This is a genomic window from Ureibacillus thermophilus, from assembly GCF_004331915.1.
GTDB lineage: Bacteria > Bacillota > Bacilli > Bacillales_A > Planococcaceae > Ureibacillus > Ureibacillus thermophilus.
The window spans coordinates 1,584,836-1,608,414 of the sequence record NZ_CP036528.1 but is presented as its reverse complement, the minus strand read 5'-3'; the positions used below and the strand labels follow the sequence as shown (position 1 = coordinate 1,608,414).

General features: G+C 38.1%; 16 protein-coding genes and 1 CRISPR repeat array. Of the genes, 3 read left to right on the top strand and 13 right to left on the bottom strand.

Annotation, left to right across the window (positions count from 1 at the left end; translation table 11 throughout):
• The 9 genes from tnpA to DKZ56_RS07905 all read right to left on the bottom strand — a co-directional run.
• A partial coding sequence (tnpA, locus tag DKZ56_RS07945; protein WP_208649493.1) for an IS66 family insertion sequence element accessory protein TnpA occupies positions 1 to 253 on the bottom strand: 253 nt, incomplete at its 3' end.
• A gap of 140 nt (positions 254 to 393) precedes the next feature.
• Positions 394 to 7,584: direct repeats of the CRISPR family, unit length 33 nt; unit sequence ATTTCAATCCACGCACCTAATGTAAGGTGCGAC.
• Positions 7,585 to 7,902: 318 nt separating this feature from the next.
• Entirely contained in the window at positions 7,903 to 8,193 is a 291-nt protein-coding gene (cas2, locus tag DKZ56_RS07940; protein WP_208649492.1) for a CRISPR-associated endonuclease Cas2, read from the bottom strand.
• A gap of 10 nt (positions 8,194 to 8,203) precedes the next feature.
• Positions 8,204 to 9,235 carry a type I-C CRISPR-associated endonuclease Cas1c gene (gene cas1c / locus DKZ56_RS07935; protein WP_208649491.1) on the bottom strand — a complete coding sequence of 344 codons (1,032 nt, stop codon included), beginning with the start codon at positions 9,233 to 9,235 and terminating at the stop codon, positions 8,204 to 8,206.
• Positions 9,232 to 9,894, bottom strand: coding sequence for a CRISPR-associated protein Cas4 (cas4, locus tag DKZ56_RS07930; protein ID WP_208649490.1), 663 nt, complete (start codon positions 9,892 to 9,894; stop codon positions 9,232 to 9,234). The genes cas1c and cas4 overlap by 4 nt, the downstream gene beginning before the upstream one ends.
• Positions 9,875 to 10,738: a type I-C CRISPR-associated protein Cas7/Csd2 gene (gene cas7c, locus DKZ56_RS07925; protein WP_208649489.1), complete on the bottom strand. Its 864-nt coding sequence runs from the start codon at positions 10,736 to 10,738 to the stop codon at positions 9,875 to 9,877. The genes cas4 and cas7c overlap by 20 nt, the downstream gene beginning before the upstream one ends.
• Complete coding sequence (gene cas8c, locus DKZ56_RS07920; protein ID WP_208649488.1) at positions 10,735 to 12,639, bottom strand: type I-C CRISPR-associated protein Cas8c/Csd1; 1,905 nt, start codon at positions 12,637 to 12,639, stop codon at positions 10,735 to 10,737. The genes cas7c and cas8c overlap by 4 nt, the downstream gene beginning before the upstream one ends.
• Entirely contained in the window at positions 12,640 to 13,356 is a 717-nt protein-coding gene (gene cas5c, locus DKZ56_RS07915; RefSeq protein ID WP_208652199.1) for a type I-C CRISPR-associated protein Cas5c, read from the bottom strand. It abuts the gene before it with no gap.
• Positions 13,357 to 13,584: 228 nt separating this feature from the next.
• A complete protein-coding gene (gene cas3, locus DKZ56_RS07910; RefSeq protein WP_342775777.1) occupies positions 13,585 to 15,999 on the bottom strand; it encodes a CRISPR-associated helicase Cas3' in 2,415 nt (804 codons plus the stop codon).
• Positions 16,000 to 16,730: 731 nt separating this feature from the next.
• A complete protein-coding gene (locus DKZ56_RS07905; protein WP_208649486.1) occupies positions 16,731 to 17,339 on the bottom strand; it encodes an alpha/beta hydrolase in 609 nt (202 codons plus the stop codon).
• Here DKZ56_RS07905 and DKZ56_RS07900 point away from each other — a divergent pair, their 5' ends adjacent.
• Positions 17,340 to 17,660 (top strand): hypothetical protein, encoded by a 321-nt coding sequence (locus DKZ56_RS07900; protein ID WP_208649485.1) that lies wholly within the window; start codon positions 17,340 to 17,342, stop codon positions 17,658 to 17,660.
• On the opposite strand, the gene DKZ56_RS07895 is transcribed toward DKZ56_RS07900, so the two are convergent.
• Together DKZ56_RS07895 and DKZ56_RS07890 are read right to left on the bottom strand one after the other, a co-directional pair.
• Positions 17,628 to 18,566, bottom strand: a complete 939-nt coding sequence (locus DKZ56_RS07895) for a ring-cleaving dioxygenase (protein WP_208649484.1) — start codon at positions 18,564 to 18,566, stop codon at positions 17,628 to 17,630. The genes DKZ56_RS07900 and DKZ56_RS07895 overlap by 33 nt on opposite strands.
• Before the next feature lie 394 nt (positions 18,567 to 18,960).
• Entirely contained in the window at positions 18,961 to 19,950 is a 990-nt protein-coding gene (locus DKZ56_RS07890; RefSeq protein ID WP_208649483.1) for a helix-turn-helix transcriptional regulator, read from the bottom strand.
• 188 nt (positions 19,951 to 20,138) lie between these two features.
• On the opposite strand from DKZ56_RS07890, the gene DKZ56_RS07885 reads away from it, so the two are divergent.
• A complete protein-coding gene (locus DKZ56_RS07885; protein WP_208649482.1) occupies positions 20,139 to 20,279 on the top strand; it encodes a hypothetical protein in 141 nt (46 codons plus the stop codon).
• A 576-nt stretch (positions 20,280 to 20,855) separates the two neighbouring features.
• On the opposite strand, the gene DKZ56_RS07880 is transcribed toward DKZ56_RS07885, so the two are convergent.
• Positions 20,856 to 21,383, bottom strand: coding sequence for a hypothetical protein (locus tag DKZ56_RS07880; RefSeq protein ID WP_208649481.1), 528 nt, complete (start codon positions 21,381 to 21,383; stop codon positions 20,856 to 20,858).
• A gap of 19 nt (positions 21,384 to 21,402) precedes the next feature.
• A complete protein-coding gene (locus DKZ56_RS07875) occupies positions 21,403 to 22,014 on the bottom strand; it encodes a hypothetical protein (RefSeq protein ID WP_208649480.1) in 612 nt (203 codons plus the stop codon).
• 378 nt (positions 22,015 to 22,392) lie between these two features.
• On the opposite strand from DKZ56_RS07875, the gene DKZ56_RS07870 reads away from it, so the two are divergent.
• Positions 22,393 to 23,517, top strand: a complete 1,125-nt coding sequence (locus tag DKZ56_RS07870) for an IS4 family transposase (RefSeq protein WP_208649479.1) — start codon at positions 22,393 to 22,395, stop codon at positions 23,515 to 23,517.
• The last annotated feature ends 62 nt before the right edge of the window (positions 23,518 to 23,579 follow it).

Genomic DNA, 23,579 nt, shown 5'->3' with positions numbered 1-23,579 from the left:
CAATTGAAATCCCACTAATTTCAATCCGTAATGAATTTTCAACTGTTTGTGAATGATCTTCTAGGGTAACGGATGCCCATTTTGTAGACTTTCCTTGATTGTTTATTGGATTTTCAATTTTTCTTAACCAGTATTTAAACTGGTGAATACTCCATTGATTTTCCTTGCACCAGTTTACTTGAGTTTGACCGCTTTTACGATAGTCAGCGATTCGTTGTTCCCAAACCTTACGTAATTCAGGATTCTTAGGCATAAAAAAAACTCCTTCAATTTCATCTTGAGGAGATTATCTCATGAAATTAGCACATCAAGAAGGTGTGCAAGATTTGACGCTTACGCACCTAATGTAAGGTGCGACAATAAATTAATTAAAGTGTGGAGGTAGAAAATATGATTTCAATCCACGCACCTAATGTAAGGTGCGACTCGTCAAGGTGACGGTAAAACGACTGCCATGATAATTTCAATCCACGCACCTAATGTAAGGTGCGACGAGAACAGATAACACAAGAAAGGAAAGAACTGTTATTTCAATCCACGCACCTAATGTAAGGTGCGACCATTTCTTGGCACATTTATCAAACAGATTCATTGTATTTCAATCCACGCACCTAATGTAAGGTGCGACTGTAACTGCATTAATATATGGAGCATTTAGCAAAATTTCAATCCACGCACCTAATGTAAGGTGCGACCCCATTAGGCTACGAAAATATCATCTTAACAAAAATTTCAATCCACGCACCTAATGTAAGGTGCGACAGCAAATTGGCTAATCGCTAAAATACCAACCATCATTTCAATCCACGCACCTAATGTAAGGTGCGACGTCGTCAAGGTGACGGTAAAACGACTGCTATGATTATTTCAATCCACGCACCTAATGTAAGGTGCGACCTTTACGGATTGTGATGTTTGATGCGATATAGCCATTTCAATCCACGCACCTAATGTAAGGTGCGACTAAAGCCGATTTTATTTTCACCGACTTGCAGATTATTTCAATCCACGCACCTAATGTAAGGTGCGACTTCGGAGCGCTCATAACAACAGGGATAATGAAAGATTTCAATCCACGCACCTAATGTAAGGTGCGACTTAATCGGCGTTAATACGCCTGAATCAACTACGAATTTCAATCCACGCACCTAATGTAAGGTGCGACGACAGAAGCAGGTAGAGCTATGTCAATAGCAGATATTTCAATCCACGCACCTAATGTAAGGTGCGACTACACACCGGGATAGTACATTTTCTTTGATTTCGATTTCAATCCACGCACCTAATGTAAGGTGCGACCAGATTACGTTCTGGTGGTTACACATACCTATTTATTTCAATCCACGCACCTAATGTAAGGTGCGACTAGCTTACATGGCGATTGAGAGTGAAATCAAAAAAATTTCAATCCACGCACCTAATGTAAGGTGCGACGTAAGCCTGTGTTTGTAAGCGGCACTGGTCGTGAATTTCAATCCACGCACCTAATGTAAGGTGCGACGTTGCATTTTAAAAAATTCAGTCGCTTTTGCTAAATTTCAATCCACGCACCTAATGTAAGGTGCGACTGGTGCCGCTAAAAACACGAAGGAGGTCCAAAAATATTTCAATCCACGCACCTAATGTAAGGTGCGACTAGACATCCTATTTCACTCCTTTTACTTACTTTAAATTTCAATCCACGCACCTAATGTAAGGTGCGACGACCGTAAACTACATGCACCTTTCGGGGTAGATGTATTTCAATCCACGCACCTAATGTAAGGTGCGACGCAGACAAAATTCGGGCGAGTATTATTAGGTTACGGATTTCAATCCACGCACCTAATGTAAGGTGCGACAAGGAATTGGGTATAACGAAGTTGGAATTAGCGAATTTCAATCCACGCACCTAATGTAAGGTGCGACAATCAGTGGAGAGTTTTGAAAGAGATGACAAGAGAAATTTCAATCCACGCACCTAATGTAAGGTGCGACTTTTGTCCACTTTATCTTCTGGGATCTGTACGGTATTTCAATCCACGCACCTAATGTAAGGTGCGACAGTTTTTTCTTCCACAATTGTTGCAGTTGCGGAAATTTCAATCCACGCACCTAATGTAAGGTGCGACTGGCTCCATAGCGGCACATATTCGGACAAATTATCATTTCAATCCACGCACCTAATGTAAGGTGCGACATGCTTTTAACGGACGTTAAAAACGCCGAATATATTTCAATCCACGCACCTAATGTAAGGTGCGACACTTATATATGAGTGTATAAAAAATTGTTATAGTTATTTCAATCCACGCACCTAATGTAAGGTGCGACATTGACATGTTAATAAAATGTTCTTTGTTTTTATCAATTTCAATCCACGCACCTAATGTAAGGTGCGACTTAAATCATAATAAAATTTATAACCGTTATCACGATTTCAATCCACGCACCTAATGTAAGGTGCGACGATTTTGACTGTCTTTATCGAACAGTACCCACAAATTTCAATCCACGCACCTAATGTAAGGTGCGACCGGCTCTTGAAAAAGCTCGTGAGCGTTGGAATTTATTTCAATCCACGCACCTAATGTAAGGTGCGACGATTCGGAAAAACGCTTTATGAATCAGTTTATCGAATTTCAATCCACGCACCTAATGTAAGGTGCGACATAAAATCATATCCAAACTTTCGTGACTGGGTTAATTTCAATCCACGCACCTAATGTAAGGTGCGACTGGCACGTGGTACTAATCTGTGTGGGGGGGATTATGTATTTCAATCCACGCACCTAATGTAAGGTGCGACGTATTACGACAAAGACGGTACACCTGTTATAGAGATTTCAATCCACGCACCTAATGTAAGGTGCGACAACATTAACGTAACAGGGTTCAAGAAAAATTATTATTTCAATCCACGCACCTAATGTAAGGTGCGACATGCGCTTTATCATTTTATCATCGGATATATTTTAATTTCAATCCACGCACCTAATGTAAGGTGCGACGTCGGCAAAGAGGGCTACTGCACTCTTGCCGACAATTTCAATCCACGCACCTAATGTAAGGTGCGACACTATGGCTATGACAGAATATCTGGAGCGTATGAATTTCAATCCACGCACCTAATGTAAGGTGCGACGGTAACATCTTTGAACACAAGCATTTGTTGGAGGATTTCAATCCACGCACCTAATGTAAGGTGCGACACGGACAGGTTTTGAAATTGAGGCTAAAGAGTTTTTATTTCAATCCACGCACCTAATGTAAGGTGCGACCTCTTCGTTGTGCAAACCACCAACTAAACTAATTATTTCAATCCACGCACCTAATGTAAGGTGCGACCTCTTTTATTCAAAGTCAGCATTTTTCCACTTTCTCTATTTCAATCCACGCACCTAATGTAAGGTGCGACCATGGATAGCTGGATCTTCTACATCAACTGTGACAATTTCAATCCACGCACCTAATGTAAGGTGCGACGAGGATTTACACCGATATATTAGTATTCTTTTGGGTATTTCAATCCACGCACCTAATGTAAGGTGCGACATTTTAGTAGATGACATAACACTAACACCTCCATTATTTCAATCCACGCACCTAATGTAAGGTGCGACCATTTCAAACGGTCTGGAGAGTTCCAGTTTCTAGATTTCAATCCACGCACCTAATGTAAGGTGCGACATGATTTTCGAATGTTACTGGGTCCGCTAATTTAACATTTCAATCCACGCACCTAATGTAAGGTGCGACCTTTGACGTTGTTACCGTTTGCTACAAGTTCGAATATTTCAATCCACGCACCTAATGTAAGGTGCGACGAGTACGACAATAAACCGTATCAGGTATTAGTTATTTCAATCCACGCACCTAATGTAAGGTGCGACACCAACGTCCTGCCGACTTTCGGAGCGCTTGGAGATTTCAATCCACGCACCTAATGTAAGGTGCGACTTCAACCGGTTAAAACCTCGATTAAACCACTTCATATTTCAATCCACGCACCTAATGTAAGGTGCGACATTTAACGGGCGCCTCTACAAAAACAGAAATTATTATTTCAATCCACGCACCTAATGTAAGGTGCGACATATGCCGTTTGCACATCTCCAGAATCCGGGTCCTGATTTCAATCCACGCACCTAATGTAAGGTGCGACGATGTTATTCTTTTATCAATAAATGACGAAGGGAGATTTCAATCCACGCACCTAATGTAAGGTGCGACGGGCATCAAGCAAGTAGAGGGCAAACCGATACAGATTTCAATCCACGCACCTAATGTAAGGTGCGACGAGCAGACAGCGTGAAAGGCGGTGAAGTAAAGGATATTTCAATCCACGCACCTAATGTAAGGTGCGACTTATTGTGCTAATAATTTTGGATTACGATTTTTCATTTCAATCCACGCACCTAATGTAAGGTGCGACGTGGAGAAAGTGGAGCAGTTACAGCAGGAGAATATTTCAATCCACGCACCTAATGTAAGGTGCGACTTTAGTTCAAGTGTTTTGCTACCTGTTGAGGCAAATTTCAATCCACGCACCTAATGTAAGGTGCGACTCTACCCATTTTACAGATACTTGTTTGCGATCAAAATTTCAATCCACGCACCTAATGTAAGGTGCGACGATTCGCTTCAAGTTCTTCAACTGTGTTCATTTTTATTTCAATCCACGCACCTAATGTAAGGTGCGACTTCTGCATCTCGTTTTAAATCTTCAATATCCACAATTTCAATCCACGCACCTAATGTAAGGTGCGACTATATTCATCTTTATCAAATTCCCCAACACCCAAATTTCAATCCACGCACCTAATGTAAGGTGCGACGGGACACAATTAAATCAACATCTACAAATGTATGATTTCAATCCACGCACCTAATGTAAGGTGCGACTTTCAACGCATGCAATTTTTCTGCCTTCCGCAATGATTTCAATCCACGCACCTAATGTAAGGTGCGACGTTTAGTGACGTGCCACAAGGACATACAGCTTATATTTCAATCCACGCACCTAATGTAAGGTGCGACACGATTCAATTGTTGAAATGTTAAAAGAAATAAAAAAATTTCAATCCACGCACCTAATGTAAGGTGCGACAGAGTATTTATCTCTAACTCTTGACATTTTAAACATTTCAATCCACGCACCTAATGTAAGGTGCGACGAAAGGCTACTCAAAAGAGCAGCCTTATCGTTGTATTTCAATCCACGCACCTAATGTAAGGTGCGACGCGCGTCCGGGTTGGTATATCTCAAATGCATAATATTTCAATCCACGCACCTAATGTAAGGTGCGACGCAACTTTGTCGCCATATTTATCCCAAGTGTTTTATTTCAATCCACGCACCTAATGTAAGGTGCGACCCAACAGCAGAGGTTATCCCATCGCAAACAAAGAATTTCAATCCACGCACCTAATGTAAGGTGCGACTTTATCTTTGATGATGATGTGATCGATGACAGAATATTTCAATCCACGCACCTAATGTAAGGTGCGACTTTCTCGTTGTTTAGTGGATCTATGGCCACGAGTAATTTCAATCCACGCACCTAATGTAAGGTGCGACTTTTGCAGATTTTGTTACGTTCCCAATGGCTTGTATTTCAATCCACGCACCTAATGTAAGGTGCGACATTGCACGTGAACTGTACAATCTTCAACAGAGTAAATTTCAATCCACGCACCTAATGTAAGGTGCGACTTCATCGTAAAAATAACCGGGATGTCAACACCTTATTTCAATCCACGCACCTAATGTAAGGTGCGACCTTGAGGGAGAAAGACCTTACACTTGCGATCGTATTTCAATCCACGCACCTAATGTAAGGTGCGACCTGAAGGCGGTTTTAGAGTCGAGATACTTGATGAATTTCAATCCACGCACCTAATGTAAGGTGCGACATTTCAAATTCGGTTAGGTGATGGTTCATTTGAATTTCAATCCACGCACCTAATGTAAGGTGCGACCTTTGGCCCGGAAAGCCTTGATCGAATCCAAGATATTTCAATCCACGCACCTAATGTAAGGTGCGACGGCGGAACCGGGTTTGAAAGCTATATCTACAATGATTTCAATCCACGCACCTAATGTAAGGTGCGACGACTTTCTTAGGAATTGCCCTAAAACCTACTTTTATTTCAATCCACGCACCTAATGTAAGGTGCGACCATAAGCATCGTGATGAGTTCTAAACGATTTTACTGTATTTCAATCCACGCACCTAATGTAAGGTGCGACTCAGCAACGGTTGCTTTTCCATCCTTCCATTTTTATTTCAATCCACGCACCTAATGTAAGGTGCGACATTATATGGGGAAGGCATCTACAAACATCACTCTTATTTCAATCCACGCACCTAATGTAAGGTGCGACATATTTCGGACTTGGTACAAAGAGTAATACGAACCATTTCAATCCACGCACCTAATGTAAGGTGCGACTTCTTTCCAAGTGGATTGCTTTTTATTAAATTCATCATTTCAATCCACGCACCTAATGTAAGGTGCGACTTAATAGGCTCATTGTCGGTACCATCCCTTGTTTATTTCAATCCACGCACCTAATGTAAGGTGCGACTTCTTGCGTCTACGCTTATGATCATCACAGTAGAAAATTTCAATCCACGCACCTAATGTAAGGTGCGACGTAATAAATCTTTTCCATCAGCATTTAATAATAGTATTTCAATCCACGCACCTAATGTAAGGTGCGACATGTTGATGAAAACATGATTGAGGCTATGAATGATTTCAATCCACGCACCTAATGTAAGGTGCGACCCAGCTGCGCGATTCGTTTGGCCACTTTCATGTATTTCAATCCACGCACCTAATGTAAGGTGCGACGGTTTCATCAGTTAATGCTTTTAAAATCTCGTCAGGAATTTCAATCCACGCACCTAATGTAAGGTGCGACGTCATGACTGATAATCATATCGTTGCCATCTTCTATTTCAATCCACGCACCTAATGTAAGGTGCGACGCTGTGCTTCCTTCGTTGTACGTATAGCGTCCTTCTATTTCAATCCACGCACCTAATGTAAGGTGCGACCTTTGCGTGTTTGCTATCAAAAAAAGCGAACACATTATTTCAATCCACGCACCTAATGTAAGGTGCGACTTTTGCTGATGGTACTATTGGTAAATCACCTAAAAATTTCAATCCACGCACCTAATGTAAGGTGCGACCCAGCACCTGAGGAATTACCTTTACCCATAACTATTTCAATCCACGCACCTAATGTAAGGTGCGACATTATAGCGTGGTATGGTGTCCAGCACATTTTACATTTCAATCCACGCACCTAATGTAAGGTGCGACCCGGTTCGCAACATATCGTATATTCGCGACTTTATTTCAATCCACGCACCTAATGTAAGGTGCGACTTCGCCCCCTCAGTGACTATTAACCTTTCAGAACTTATTTCAATCCACGCACCTAATGTAAGGTGCGACCTTTGCATTCCATCAGCAGTAGTTTGCAGCAAAATTTCAATCCACGCACCTAATGTAAGGTGCGACGATTGCGGCTTCTTATGAGGGCATTGATTTTACCATTTCAATCCACGCACCTAATGTAAGGTGCGACTGTCAAAATCGACAATAAATTAACATTTTTTAAATTTTTTTAATAAAATTAAATAGAACCACAAAACTTTAGTTTTAAAAAATGGTGAAATAAGTAATTTATTATGTAATTTTTTGGTGCTAATCCCCCCGTAAATTTATGTTCACTTCACATTAGCACCAAACTGTATACTATACTTTTAGCATATTTTTGATATTAAATATCCAATATTCAACAAATTATAACATAACAGTTATATAAAATTTACTTCTGCTCTTCTAAAAAAATTCTTACTTAAATATATAAAACCTTAATAACATAATAACATAATAACAGTATTTACAATATCAATGGATCCTCTACGTTTAAAGTCGTCTTAGCACCAACATGTTCAACTTTTGTTTTATATTTATTTCCTAACTGATAAAATCGCAAACTATCAGTCTCTTCATTTATGATTTCTGACAATTCTTTTTTTAATTGAAAAAATTGAGTATGATCCACGACACATTCAAAAACTGAGTTTTGAACACGTATCCCATAAGCTTCACATTTTTTTGCCACTTTTCTAAGTCGCCTTTGGCCGGCTTTTGTTTCAGTATTTACGTCATAAGTGACCAAAACCAACAAAATTCTCACCTCACTTCCATAAGAAAGGTGCGTATTCCTCAGCATCTCCTCTTAAAAATCTTGCTAGTAATAAAGCCTGTGCGTAAGGAACTAATCCAAAGGGTATTTTCTCATTTAATCGTGGATGAGTAATTTGTTCTTGTTTTCTCTCCTGCCAAGCTTTCAAAAATATCTTTCTTCCTTCATCTGTTAGCAATACGGCACCACTTTCCTTTTTTAAAAAATGTTTTGAGTTAATTATTTTTTTATTAATCAAATTTAAGACAAAACGATCAGCAATAACAGATCTTAACTCTTCCATCATATCCAATGCTAGAGAAGCGCGACCTGGTCGGTCACGATGTAAAAATCCTACATATGCATCTAAACCAACAGTTTCTAATGCAGAAGCCACTTCATTCGCTAATAATGTATAAGAAAACGAAAGAAGCGCATTGACATTATCCATTGGTGGTCTTCGGGATCTACCATGAAAGTAAAAATCATCTTTTTGTTGAAGGATTAGTTCATTAAAATGTTGAAAGTATCGATTGGCTGCTTGTCCTTCTAACCCTCTTAATAATTCCAAATCTTCTGTTACTAAAATTCTCTTCATAATTTCAGTTAAATACTTTGAAGATTCTTTAAATGTTGGAACATCAATTCTCATTGGATAATTTCTAGTAGCCCGTTCTAATATCCATTTTTGATTGCAAACTTTAGCAAAAATAAAATTCCTTGCAATTTTTACACTTTCCTTTTCATCATCAGATAATCGATATTGCGTTTTTCTTAATACTACATTTCCTTTACTTTCTCCAATTACTCTAGTCTGAAATCGAAAAGATGAGGATAAAAAACATAATGAAATATTTCTTTCAGCACAAGCATACATTAATGCAGGACTTGCACCAGCCCAGCCGATTGTACAAATACCTTCTAAATTATGAAGTGGAATTCTTCCAATTTCCTCTTCCCCTTTTGATACGACCACATTTTCTCCATTTAACGAAAGATATGCATCAGGAGTAGTAACATATAGAGTATTCAATAATTTCCTCATTCCAAAAATCTCTCCATATATTTTCGAACTGGTTCTCTGTTTAAGGATTCAGGTAAGCAAATATTGTTTAAAGAACAACTTTCACAGAACTTCCCTGTCTTTACTTTTGGGGTATATCTATTTTCATAATATTGATGCATCAATTTAATCATTTTTCTTACTTCTTCACGAAGTTCCTCAGTAATCTCTATTGATACTCGATGTTTAATTTCATGATAATAGATATAGGCTTCTTTAATATCGCAAGCTAGCATCTCTTCCAAACACATCGCTTGGGCTACAAGTTGAACAACATCTTCTTTACCTTTCTTCGGTCTGCCTCGTTTGTATTCAATGGGAATCGGGATAAATGTTCCTACCTCACCTTGTAAAGTAATTCCGCTTGGATGTCTTACAAATTCGACAACATCACATATCCCACTGATTTTTAATTCGTGCGAGCAAATCGGTAACGCCCGCACGATTAATTTATTCCCTCGTTTTTCTCGTAAGAATGGTTGGTTCGCTTTTTTATGAATATATTGCCCTTCAATTGTTTTTAAATTTTCTTCCCATTGTTGCTCAATATGAATTAAAGCCCACTGTCGCTGACAAAATTGAAAATGTTGAATACCGGACAACATCAAATAATCTGATTCATTATTTTCCGTCGTAAACATCCACTTTCAATCCTTCAAGTTCATTCAATATCATCTCGTAATCTTCGAAAGATTTCGGATTATCTACTTTTGGTTTAATCTCTAACGAACGGTGAACTTTTGCAGATGAATATTGGCCAAGTTTGGAATTATGCTCCCACCAATAGACTTTGTGCACTTCCATAGAACCTTCCGGACGAGCGGAAGAAGCATCATTTTCAAATAAAGTAATGAGCGCCTGTTTTAATTTTTCTGCATCTTCATTCGTAAATCCTGTTTTTTCTGCTAACTGTGTATTAATGCTGCCGTTAAATCTGTACACACCAAAATCTACTCTATGCTTCATTCCCATTGTATCCGAGCCTTTTTTCTCTCCAGGTTCTGAATTAACACTTTTTGTAATCTGGATGCTTGTAATATTGATAGGATCAATACTAATTGCTGGATGAATAGAAACAGGTCCTCGTATGCCAACAGATACCCCCTCACCTTTCTTTTCTGCTTTAAAAGCAAACACTTGTCCAAATGCTCTCACATCAAACCATGATTCACATGCAGCTTTTTCATATAAGACCGGATCCGCTTTTTTCCCTTTGCTTAACTCTTTTAATTTTTCATTATGATCCGCTCGTTCTCTTAAACTAGTAAATCCATCTACTGTACGATCACTGGATTGCACAAAAATGCTTTCTCCCATATCTTGAAGTCGATTACGAATTTTCCGTTTTAAACAAACATCGGATACTTCCCCATAGCCATCAAAATTTTGCCGTGGTCTGTTTCCATTTAGTGGGTCACCATTAGGGTTAGCGTTTTCCACAGAAAAAATTACCGAAAAATCAATTTTGTGATTTAATACTGTCATTCTTCATCTACTCCTTCTTTTTCTTTTTTTGTATATAAATCTTGTCTTTGGCTGTAATAACCTAATAGATATTTACCTGTTAAAGGTTTATTATTATAATCATTTGGATTAAATAAGTCGCTGATTTCTTGGAATAAGTCCGTATATCTTCTTGCATTTGAACCTAACCTCATTAAATAAGGATGTAAATTTTGGTGAATCGTATGCCAAGTTCTTAATGGAGCTCTTACAAATGCATTCATGTATCGTACGGCATTCGTTGCACGTTTTTGATCTGCTTCACTTAATGCATTTCTTTCAAGTACATCCGCAACAGCAAGCAATCGGCCAAATAAATAATCGCGATCAGTATTTGTTTTGTCTAAAGCCATCGAATACTCCTCCTTTTCATAGTGTTTTTTTACCAACGAACAAGCAACACTGAGTGCTTGTTCCCATTCCCACTCTTCATTAAATGCTACCGGGTTAGATGCACGCTGAATGGCATTTTGAACTATATCCAAAGGAATGGCTCGTCCATCAATGACGCAAGGAAGAAGACGTTCCATAACAGTTTTTATTAATTTATCACTAGGCCTTGGCCCATAGGCATATTTTGCAATCGTTTGAAATGAGGGGGAACCATAAAATTCTTTCCATTCTCCATCTACTTTCCGACGATGCTTCCAACTGCACCCTATATGCCATTCTTTTAATCTTTCAAAATAAACATTAATATGAAGATTTCGAAAATAAAGTACTGCCAGTCTTCCCGGGGTTGCAGCATCAAGAGTCATCACATAAACTTCATCATTTTCATCTACTGTAAAATTTTTATTGATCCCAGATAGCAATTGATTATATTTTCTTGCTAAAGCTTCTCTAGTACCAGATAGATTATTGCTTGATTCAATTTCAAAAAGATTTGGTAAATAGCTGTTTAAGTCTTCTAAAACGTCTTCTGTTGCTTGTGGGATATTAGGGCTTCTCAATCCCCATGCGAGAAAAACCCGACCATCTACTGTCTTTCCCTGTTTATCAATAAGCCATTTCAGAGCATTATGTGCTTTTTGGGAAACCTCATAACTAATATTTGTGACTTCCCTGGAATTGAGAAATCGACCTCTAAATGTGAACCCGCTCGTATCATTTGCAGAGATTAATTTTGCTTTATCTGCAGAATTCCGCAATTTGTTCGGATGACGCTCAACTGCAGGTAAATATTCCCCGCTTACGTAACAAAGATCTTTATCTCTTAATTTTGTATCGTAATATCTACTGTACAAATCATAGATTTCCTTATTATTCCAAACATGGTCGTGCACTTGATTTGGATAATGAACATCAAATCGAACGAAGGCGCTCTCTTGATCACCTGTCACAGCAGAAAAAATTTCTGGTTTTTCTTTTCCTCGATTTGAATCCCATTTTTTTAATAGCTTTCTTTGTTCATCCAAATACAAAATATTTTTTTGCACCAAGTCTTCTATAAGCGTTCCTTTTTTCACATAATTGTATATCGCAACAATATCAGGATGACTATATTCTGACTCACACCAATCTTTTAATTGTTGAATGTAATCTTCAAAACATGAAGCTTTATCTTCTTGACCAGTATATTTTACATAATCACCTGCAACAAACATCAGTTTATCGTGAAGTACATGGGGCACGTAATTCGTACCTGCGCGGCTACCAGATTCCTCTGTGAACGGTAATATTGTATTTTCTTTTATTACCCTTGCATCATAAAATTCTCCATCAGGTGTTACCGTTACCTCAATATGGGCTGTTTGAGTTGTATGGGAAATCGGAAGCAAAGTATATTCAATTGTTTTTTTTCCGGTATTTTTCGTTTCGATAACGCCGACTTTATCGAGATTATTATTATAAGTTTTATATAAAGCGTATAGATAGCTCACTTACTCACCCCCAAACAAATCATTGTACAATGTTTCCACAGGCTGCATATTTTCATGTAGTAAAAATTTTTTTGTTTGATATTCACGAATTGGCCGAATTAAAGAACACTCTTCAGGTCGAATAAATTTGATGATGCCATGCCTCATAACTGGCTGCCATAGTCGAACTTCCATAACTTTCTTTCCGGTTTCATCCGGATAATTAATACCATGTATCATCGTCCCAAAATGAATTTCTTCAATGTCGTCATAATGACCTTTTCCCTCATTAAAGTCGCAAGGAACGACATATGCTTGGCATTCTCGTGTTCCTAAATACACATCTCGACGGCCACCTGCTTTTACACAGCGTTTTGCAATGTTATGATGTTTATGCTCGTTAAAATCTCCTTCTAGATCCTTTCGATTATAGTTAAATTCGAAATGAGCCCTTACTTGGTATCTAACGTCTCGCAAATAAGTATAATTTGCTAGTGTATTTCCTCCACCATAATCAAGAGGACGAATGCCTTTTGACTCCATTCGAATCGGATTCATTACTCGAATTTCATCAATGTACCAAATAATCGATGGTTTCCAATAGATGCTCTCCACTATCCCTTTTAATGCTTGATAGGTTGGAATTTGATACGTCAATTTTTCTCCACCGAGTTTCATTAGTGGATCTGTAAATAATGCGTAATTTCCATAAACTTCAAATTCTATTTGGTTCCTTATTTTCTCCATTTTATCACTCCTTCCTGTAAGAGTTAGAATTTACTGATAATTTAATAGTAATATATTCCAGAACAACAAGTCAAGATATTATATATTATTTGAATTAATATTTGTTCTTAATATTATGTTATACTTTTCTAGTCGTTAGTTCATAAAAACTAACGTGGATTGAAAAAAATATTATATTATATATTTTAGAAAAAGCTGGCAATTTGGGAGTTGCCAGCTTCAATATTCTAATAATGATAAACTTGCCTCTCCTTCCACACTTAAACCGTATTGATCATCATATGCAGATTCTTTTGCAACAAATAATGAGTAATTCTTAAATTCTATTTTTTCAACTATACCATTTTTTATTAACCGATTTAAATCATGGTCGAACACATTAACAATATACTGCTGTACTTCTTTTAAAAATGTAGTAACATTTTCAATTCCGCCAGCGCTGTATAATTCAGAAATTAATGCTTTACCTTTATCATATGGAACCAAAACTGAATGGGTTTTGGAATCAATCACTTCAAAATATTTAGAAGCTGTTTCAAAACTTGTGTGCATCCAGATAGCTTGTTCTTCTTTAAATTCTTCAAGAAACTCCGAATTGTTTCCCAATAACATTTCATAAATATTTTTTCCTACCGGCGTTGGATAATCCAAATAAGGTTTAAATTCTTGATAAAAATTTCTAAAATAAAGCGTCATTGCATTTTCAGACAATAATTCTCCGTCAAAAAGCGTTGGATCCATTTCAATATCTCTTAAAATCTTTTTCGATTCGTATCCGCCTTTCTTGATTGTTGGCAAATTATTTAATACTTCTTCCTTATGATTGATAATATAAACATCTCTACTCGCCACTTCCCCATGCCGATTGCATCGGCCTGCTGCTTGTGCAATGGAATCTAAACCGGCCAAAGATCGAACGACACATTCAAAACTAACATCGACACCAGCTTCAATCAATTGTGTACTAATGCATACAATTTTTTCCTTATTCTTCAAACATTTTCTCATCTCATAAATCTTCTGTTTACGGTGTTTTGGACACATAGAAGTACTTAAATGAACTGTTTTTATTCCACTATTTGAAAATTCATCATACAGTTTTTTTACAACGGATTTTGTATTAAGAATTACAAGTACACTATTGACTTCATTTAGTTGTTGATTAACAAAGTCAGCAAGTTCTTTTGTCGTCCATCCTTCATCTTTAACCATATTTATCAAGTTCGTACGTTTAAAAGCTTTCATAATCCTTGATAAATCATCAATCAATTCTCCATCTACGGTAATATTTTTTTCTACATTCTGTAATGCTGGCTGAGTTGCTGTACAAAGTAATACCGTTGAATTTCCAATATCCTTCAGAAAATTTAAAACTTCATTGAAAAGTGTTACGCAATTGACAGGCACTGATTGCACTTCATCAAATATGATGATACTATTGGTCAGATTGTGAAGCCTTCGGATATTTCTTGATTTCCCACTATAAAATGTATTTAAAAATTGTACCATTGTTGTAAAAATGATTGGAGCATCCCAGTTATCTTTTGCTAGTTTGATTTTTTTGTAGTTTTGATAGTTTTCAAAATTAAGATGTTCATCATCCAACTCATTTTCAATAACATTACTATGATGTTCTAATAAATAGTCTTTAGCATCCAGAATATTGCGAACTTCTTCAGCATTTTGTTCAATGATGGTTGTGAAAGGTACAACATAAATAATTCGTTCTTTTGAATGTTTTAAAGCGTGATTTAATGCAAAACGAAGACTTGCAAGGGTTTTTCCTCCGCCAGTCGGAATCGACAGGGTATAAATCCCCGTCGGTAATTTCGATTTTTCGTAACACATGTTGGACATTTGTTGACGTAGCAAAGTGATTTCATTTTGTATTGATTTTTTTTCTAACGTTTTTAAATGCTCTTCTAATTTTTCTGCAAACCGATTAAAAATTTTTTCACTTTCAAATGGTTCTTCAACCGTGTTTTCATCAAATTGCCTAGAATCTGTGCGGTCCGCATCCAAAAGTGCGCTAAATGTAAATAATGTAAGATAAGTAATGTATTTTCTTATAATTTTTTTGAACAGTATTTGATTATTTCCAGTTTTTTTCAATATTTTATCTGCAATTATGGAAGTCTCTTTTGCTGCTTCATTTACATATTGTTTTATGTAGTCTTCTGAATACATTTCCTGAAAGAATCTTTGTTTTACTTTTTCATACTCTAAATCTTCTTTATTTTTCCTTTTTAAGAAAGGAGATTCTCCATCTGCATTTACCATGTCTTTTAGTTGTCCATGATGGGAAAATATCGCATTTGCTACACATTCAATTAAAAAATTATATTTCGCGTGAAAATTTTCCATTAAATATTTTCCGCCTGCAGTTGAATGGTCAATGCTTCCCCTTTTTGGTGGATTTTCTGGATTATTTACGGCTTCCTCCAAGTATTCTAAGAATTCATCACTATATTTCCCCATATCATGAAACATCCCTGCCAATCCGGTGATATGAGGAATCCCAATCTTTTTTCCAATCCTTTCCGCAATTTGTTGTACATTTTTTAAATGCTCAGAAAGCAATTGTTTCTCTAAATCTGATTGCCGAATATGCGCAACAAACTCCAAAACGATCATCCTCCTTAGCTCCATAATATACCATTTTCTCCATACTGAAATGCCCAAATTTACAATGCTTTTAACAAAGTGGAATGTAAACTGTTTAATTATGTAAAAATTTATTGCTTATTATTGTTACCTATTCTATTAACTATGTGGAATCCAGACACCTTCATTGTAAGTGGTGAGAGTGAAAAAGATTAAGAGTTTGAAAATAAATTAATTGTTAACAATCACCAAACCATCCTAATTAATCCATAAATCTTAATTCCATCATATATCATTTTTTTCATCCTGAAATGACTTTTTCGTCATTTCACCATTTTTTAATCATGGTAAGATAACTATTTATAGCACATTTGATTATAAATCGGATATTTTTTAAGATTTGGAAGAACACTCGAATCCAATCAATGTCAAATTAATTGATTAATATTTAGATTCCGCTTAGTTAATAAAGAACGTGGCTGTTGCCACCGCGGTGCCGGTTGCCGCAAGTGTATTTACATTCCATAAAGTTAATAAACAACAATATCAAATTTAACAAATGTAAAACAAGTAGCTTGATTTGCATTCCACTTAGTTAATAGAAAACATAAATTAGAAAATATGATAATTGCCCTACGAGACTCTCTAGATACCCCTTCACAAAATACGAATTCATATCATTATGGGTACGGATACCATGGAAGAAAAAAACCGCGCATCGACAGACTCCATACGCGGCTTTTCCTTATTTTCCAATTCAATTATGCATAATGTTTTTCATACCACTCTTTCGCTTTTTCAACCTCTGTGATTGTCAATTGGTGTCCGTAACTTTCCCAATGGATTACCACAGATGCCCCTGCCCCCTCCAACAATTCTTGAAGTTCCACCGATTCTTGTTGAGGGCAGATGGGATCGTTCGTTCCAGCTCCAATGAATACGTCGGTTCCAGTCAAGTTTGGCAATGGAATGCCTCGTATCGGTACCATTGGGTGGTGTAAAATCGCACCTTTTAAAGAATCGTTCATCAGAAATAACAGACTTGCTGCGATATTTGCGCCGTTCGAATAGCCAATCGCCACTATATTGTTGCGATCAAATTGATATTCTTTCGCAGCGTCATCCAAAAAACGATGGAATTCCTGAGTCCGGTAAATCAAATCTTCTTCATCAAACACCCCTTCCGCCAACCGTCTGAAAAAGCGAGGCATTCCATTTTCCAAAACATTTCCCCTCACGCTCAGCACTGCGCTTTCCGGATCAATCATTTCCGCTAACGGCAGCAATGAGTTTTCATCTCCGCCCGTTCCATGCAGCAACAGTAAAACCGGCTTATCGGGGTTGGTTCCTGCTTTAAAAATATGTCGCATATGTTTGATTGCTCCTTTTCATTTTTTCATCGAAATGTTCCAGCGATTTGGCATCCTGTGAATCTTGACCGGCCACCGCTATGCATTTTCGCCCGTTTCCATCTGTTCATCGAAATGTACACGAGGCCTTTCCGTCCTGTTGCGGCTAACCTGCACGCCATCTCCATCTGTTCATCGGACTGTCCCAACAGTTTTGGCATCTTTGACCGGCCTGCACAATACATTTACGCTCGTCTTCATCCGTTCATCGGTGCGGTTCGTCTAAAAGCAACTCACATCCCTGTGATTTTAATCCAGCGGACGAACTTCGACCGGTATTAATGACGCTTCTAAACGGTCGCGGAAAGGTTCATATTGTGGAGGCAGCATCAACCGGGTTCCCATTGTTTCAAAAGACTCGTCGTGCGCGAATCCTGGAGGGTCTGTTGCAATTTCGAACAATATTTTGCCAGGCTCACGGAAATAGATGGAATTGAAATAATTGCGATCCTTTACATCTGTGACGTACATGCCTTTATTCATTGCATATTCCTGCCATTCAAGGTGGTCATCATTGTCATTCGCACGCCAAGCGATATGGTGGACGGTTCCAACCCCCATCATCCCGCGGATTCCTTTCGTCATTTTCAAATCGATGATATTTCCGATGTCGGCAGTCGATTGAAAGCGTGTGTAGTGCCCCTCCTGGCCGACCACCTCAAGCCCCATCACATCTATCAACGTTTTTGTTGTTTCTTCGGGGAGGCTGGAATACAAGACTGCACCGCCAAGTCCTTTGATGGCTACCTCTTTTGTGACGCCGCCAAATGTCCAGCTATTCTCTTCCCCGCTTTCCCGCTCAACGAGTTCCAGTTGCAATCCATGGGGGTCTTTGAATTGCAAATAGGTTTCTCCGAATCGCGACGTTTCTGTATATGCAATGTTGAATTTGTCCAATCGCTTTTTCCAAAATTCCATTGCTCCGACAGGCACCACATAGGTCGTTACGCCAACCTGTCCATCGCCGATCCGTCCCTGATATGCGCCCGGCCAAGGGAAAAAGGTGATGATGGTGCCCGGTTTGCCCCATTCATTCCCAAAATAGAAATGGTACGTTCCCGGATCATCGAAGTTTACGGTTTTTTTCACAAGGCGCAATCCAAGAACACCTGTGTAAAAATCGATATTTTCTTGTGGATGTTCTACGATTGCCGTAATATGATGAATTCCTGCAGTGTGTTTTTTCATTTAAATGACTCCTTTTGATTATACTTGATGAACAATGTTATTATCTCGAATTCGAGATATATTCCCGAAAAATAAAGATAGCTTTCCAAACTATCTTAAATGTTGATTCAAATTATCTCAATTTCGAGATAATGATATCATGGCTGCAATCAAAGGTCAACTCCGGGAATCCCTGTTTATTAATATTTCTTATCCCGGTATTCCCTTTTCGTCACGCCAAACGCTTTTTTGAGAATGTTTCATCATGCTAACCCAGTGAACGTCCACTGTTCTTCCCGCATATTTCGCACTTTCCTTACCAATAAAAACAGCCGCGCATTGATAGATAATACGCGACTTGTCCTTGCGAATAATTTACGAAACCCTTCACAATCCCTTCCTCTCAATTAAATACTCACCCCAAACCATGATATTGCAGATACAACCTCTCCGCTTCCTCCTCCATCTCTTCCACCAACCGCTTCGGATAGACCACTTTCGCATCGGCACCCCATGAAAGCAGCCAGCGCACGAGCCCTTTGCTGATGATGGCTCTTGTGATTAAGCGAAAATGGTCGTCGTCCACCCTTTTGATGTCGGCGTTAAGGCCAAAGCGGTCAATCACAGCGGGCGCCAAATTATTTTTAAAAATCACCTCGATGGACGACTCTTCCCCGCCAAACATGAAAAACAACAGATTGCGATACTTGTTGATATCAAAGCCCGGCTGAACGGCAAATTTCTGCTCCAGCATGCGGATATCCCTAATCCGGTCAATCCGGTAATGATGGATGTCCTCCTCCATCACGTGATAGCCAATTAAATAATACATCTCTTCATTCCAAATGATTCCATAAGGATGAATGAGATATTGTTTAGGATCGGGACTTCCAGATAGCACAAATTCTTTCTCCACCGAGTAACGGCCATATTGGAACTGAATAGCCCTCTTTTCCGCAATGGCCTGGTGGATCGTTTGAACCGTCTTGGCAAATAAAGGACTATCAATTTTCGCAAAGGTATGGACCAACTGGTTCTCCAATAAGACCGCTTCATTTTCGGAAACGAAGGCTTTCAACTTTTCGATGATTTGCTGTGTTTCCTTCACGGAAATGAAACGGGCGGAAGAAATGGCATCCATCATATAGCGCAGCTCATGGATTTCAAAAAATCGATCCGCAATCCAATAATGTATAAATTGATTTCTTCCGCTTTGACTTGTTTCCACTTTGATGAACGATTCCCCCGAAGTCAAAAACTTCAAATCATTTCGAACCGCTTTTAATCCGCCTTCTATTTGATGCATCTCCAAATATTGCAAAATATCTTCAATCGACTTCGGATGTTGTTTGGAAGAATATTTCCATAAATATTCAATAATCGCCAAGATTCGTCTATACTTCATTCAACCACCGCTTTTCCATTCATTCTTAATTCCATTATAAACAATCATTGGTTTGTTTTATAAATGTTTCAATAAATTGACATCGCAATTTCAGTACATTTTATTGTACGCAATATCATCCATTGTTGTCGAATCGGAAAAGCATAGTGATTGAATATATAAAAACGGAAAAAGGGAGTGAATTAGTTGTGACATTAGCAGAGATGTGGAGACAAGAAGGATTGGAAATAGGGATGGAAATTGGAGAAGTACTGTTCGGAACTTGCATCCCGGAGATTACACCGGTGCCGGGCGTACATGAAAAAGTGCCAAAATCAGAATATTTATGATGTTGGCACTTAAATTATTGATGAAAGAATAGTTAACTGCATATGTTTAGCCCGTCTTTTAAGAAATGGTTATACAGTACTATTTAAACAAATATACTATTGTCAATTTACGAATATCGGGTTGATAAAAAAAATTAATTTTCCTCATTTCTATACAAAACGATGGATAAGCAATCATTTTTTAAAAAATTCCATTTAACAACACCTTATGATATTCGTTTTTATCTAAATCCCCACTATCTTTTAACACTTCAATCGTTGAATCAACACGATCTCTTACCATAGCAAAAACTTCTTCTAAATTAAGGAACTTCTACCAGAATAAACAATGAGCCAGTTATTTTTAATTTTATGATGCAGTTGCTCAAAATCTTATTTCTTGCTGGCTTAAAGTAGTGATAAAAAAAATGCTAACAAAAATATATATCTTTGATTTTGACACATAATCATCAATGCTATCCAACCAATAAAAAAGGAATACCAATTGACAGACTAATTGGCATTCCAACTATACGAATCATTACAAGGTTGTTTTCCATCAATAAGGACTTGTTGTTCATCTCAAGCGGCTTACTTTTAAAATGTCACTTTGACCGGATGATTTTCTTGATAATCCATATTATCCCAAGAGAAAATATGCAAGGTCATTTCCAAGTTTTCTTTAAACTCCGGGAATTCATATCCATCCAGTTCCTCGATTTTCAATTTGGCAGTGGCCGATTTGCCCGGTGCCACCTCTTGGCTCATGACCAATAACGTCTCATCCACCATGCGTCCGTCCACAGAAACGCTCCGTGCCTGCACTTCAATGGATTCTTGCCGTTTGTTTTGAACATCGAAAACCACTTCTACCGATCTGCCCCAAATCGAATCTTCTTTCTTTACAATTTTCACAAGTGTCACTTTCACGTTATCATTATCGACAATCACTTGATTCATGTCGTTTTCATTTTCCGACGCCTCATCCGCTTGTGTTTCTTCCGCCGGTTGTTCGGTTTCCGTTTTCTCTACAGCTCCGTCCAATTTTTCCTCCGTCGTTTCACCGCATGCCGTCAATGAAAGGAATAACATGAAAATCGCAAAAGGATAAAAGCATTTTTTCATCGTGATAACCTCCTATTTATTATTCTTCCATTTTCTCCAAATCTTTCGGATAATTCGCTTCGCCGATGATTTCTTTGGTCGCCTCATCTTTTACAACGAGTCTGACATTATAGTTTTCCGGATCGGCGCCGTCAAACAGCTGATACATTGCGCCCGATAGACCCAATCCAAAAACGGCGAATCCATCGAAACTGTTTTCATAATCATTTCTGTCCACCCATAACGTAAATTCAGAGAAATCCTTGTTGTATTCAACATCTTTGATCGATGCAAAATCTTCGCCATTTTTCAAATCCTCGATTGTTTCGAGCAAGGATGTTTTCATCTCGGACATCATTTCCTTATGCTTTGTTTTCGACATTTTGTAAGTAAGGGATCCGTCCTCATTCTTCGTCACTTCGATCCCTTCTTTTTCCGCTTCCGCAATAGACTGATCAATATCCCCGCCTTCAAAGAAGCTGGCCGGCAATGTCACTTCCACATTGAATAACCCTTTGTCGACATTGATGCCTTCGCTATCCGTTTCCTTTTCCTGCTGTTGAGCCTCGTTTGCCTTGCCCTCCTCATCTGCATTGCACGCTGTAAGAAGGGCGATCAATAATAATAATGCTGCGAATATAAGTTTCTTCATGTTGTACCTCCTTTTTTAGATAATTACATTTTTATCATTTTTTACCATTTTTGATAAGATTGAATCCAATTGAAATGAGGATGGAACATCTCACCTCCCAAAAGTCCTCAACGTATTGGATTTTTGGACCTCAACCATTTACGTTCAATCAAGAACGATTTCTAATGAAATAATAACTGAATCCGCCATTCCTGAAAGGCCCTTTGCGTCACTTCGGGAGTTTTTTTTGATTGGAATTTTTATCACTAGCGTCGCATTAAAATAATTTAACACCTTCGAATAAACCGAATTTTCTGAAATATAATCTAAATACAAAAAAATCCTTTATAATGGTTGGGTGGTAGTAAACCATCCAAATCCAATACAAAGGACAAAACCATGGATAAGTTTACACGAAAAACATCATTTGAACAATGGTTTTCACCGATTCATCGTCCATTATTTGACGACCTAGTGAAAACACATCAATTAAATCACTATACCAAGAAACTTTATATGGCTTCATTTATGAAACTGCTTTTGTATGCCCAACTCCATGAAACCGAGAGTTTACGGGCGTTGAGTGACGTTGTCTTTTTAGAAGAATTACAACGAGCAACGGGATTGGAATCGATTAGTTTTTCACAGTTAGGGAGACGAATCCATACCATCCCAACTGAGTTCTTTCAAACGATTTTTCTCGATTTAGTGGCACAAATTCATCGGAAAACCAATTTCCAAACAAGAAGAAAAGTGACAACGCCTTTGAAAATCATTGATTCGAGTACATTACCGCTTCATTTGACCAATCATAAGTGGGCAGAGTTTCGAAAAACAAAATCAGGAGTAAAGCTTCACTTACGACTTGTTTTTATGGAAAAAGGACTCTCCTATCCAGATAAAGCCGTACTCACGAATGCCAACGAACATGATCGTGGTCAACTAGAAGTATTCGTGGATGACAAAGAATGCATGTACGTGTTTGATCGTGGTTACTTGGATTATGGGCGCTTTGATCAAATGACGGAAGATGGCTATTTCTTTGTGACCCGTTTGCGTAAAAACGCTGTTGTCCGAGTGTTAGAATCCTTTTCGTTACCAGAAGATTCACCCGTATTCTCTGATGAAATGGTTGTCATTGGAACACCACAAAATCGTTCTGAAAACGTGTTTCGCTTACTCAAATTGCATGATACAAAAGGAAATGAGCTTCATTTACTGACAAATCGGTTTGACATTGACGCAGATGAAATTGCAGAAACCTACCAATCACGTTGGGCAATCGAACTTTTTTTCAAATGGATGAAACAACATCTGAACATTAAAAAGTTTTTTGGTCACAGTGAACAAGCTGTACATCATCAAGTGTACGTAGCCATGATAGTGTACTGTCTGAATGTTTTAGCTCAGTTGAACACGAATAGCGAACGCAGTTACTTACAAATTAGTCGCTATTTGAAGGCTTCTTTGTGGAAATCCGCTCACATTTGGTTACGAAAAATCGAAGGAAACGGCGTCCCATAAAGGTTTGCCAGTCGTTGTTGCACAAGTCATAGGTTATAGTAAAAAAATGGATGTTTACTACC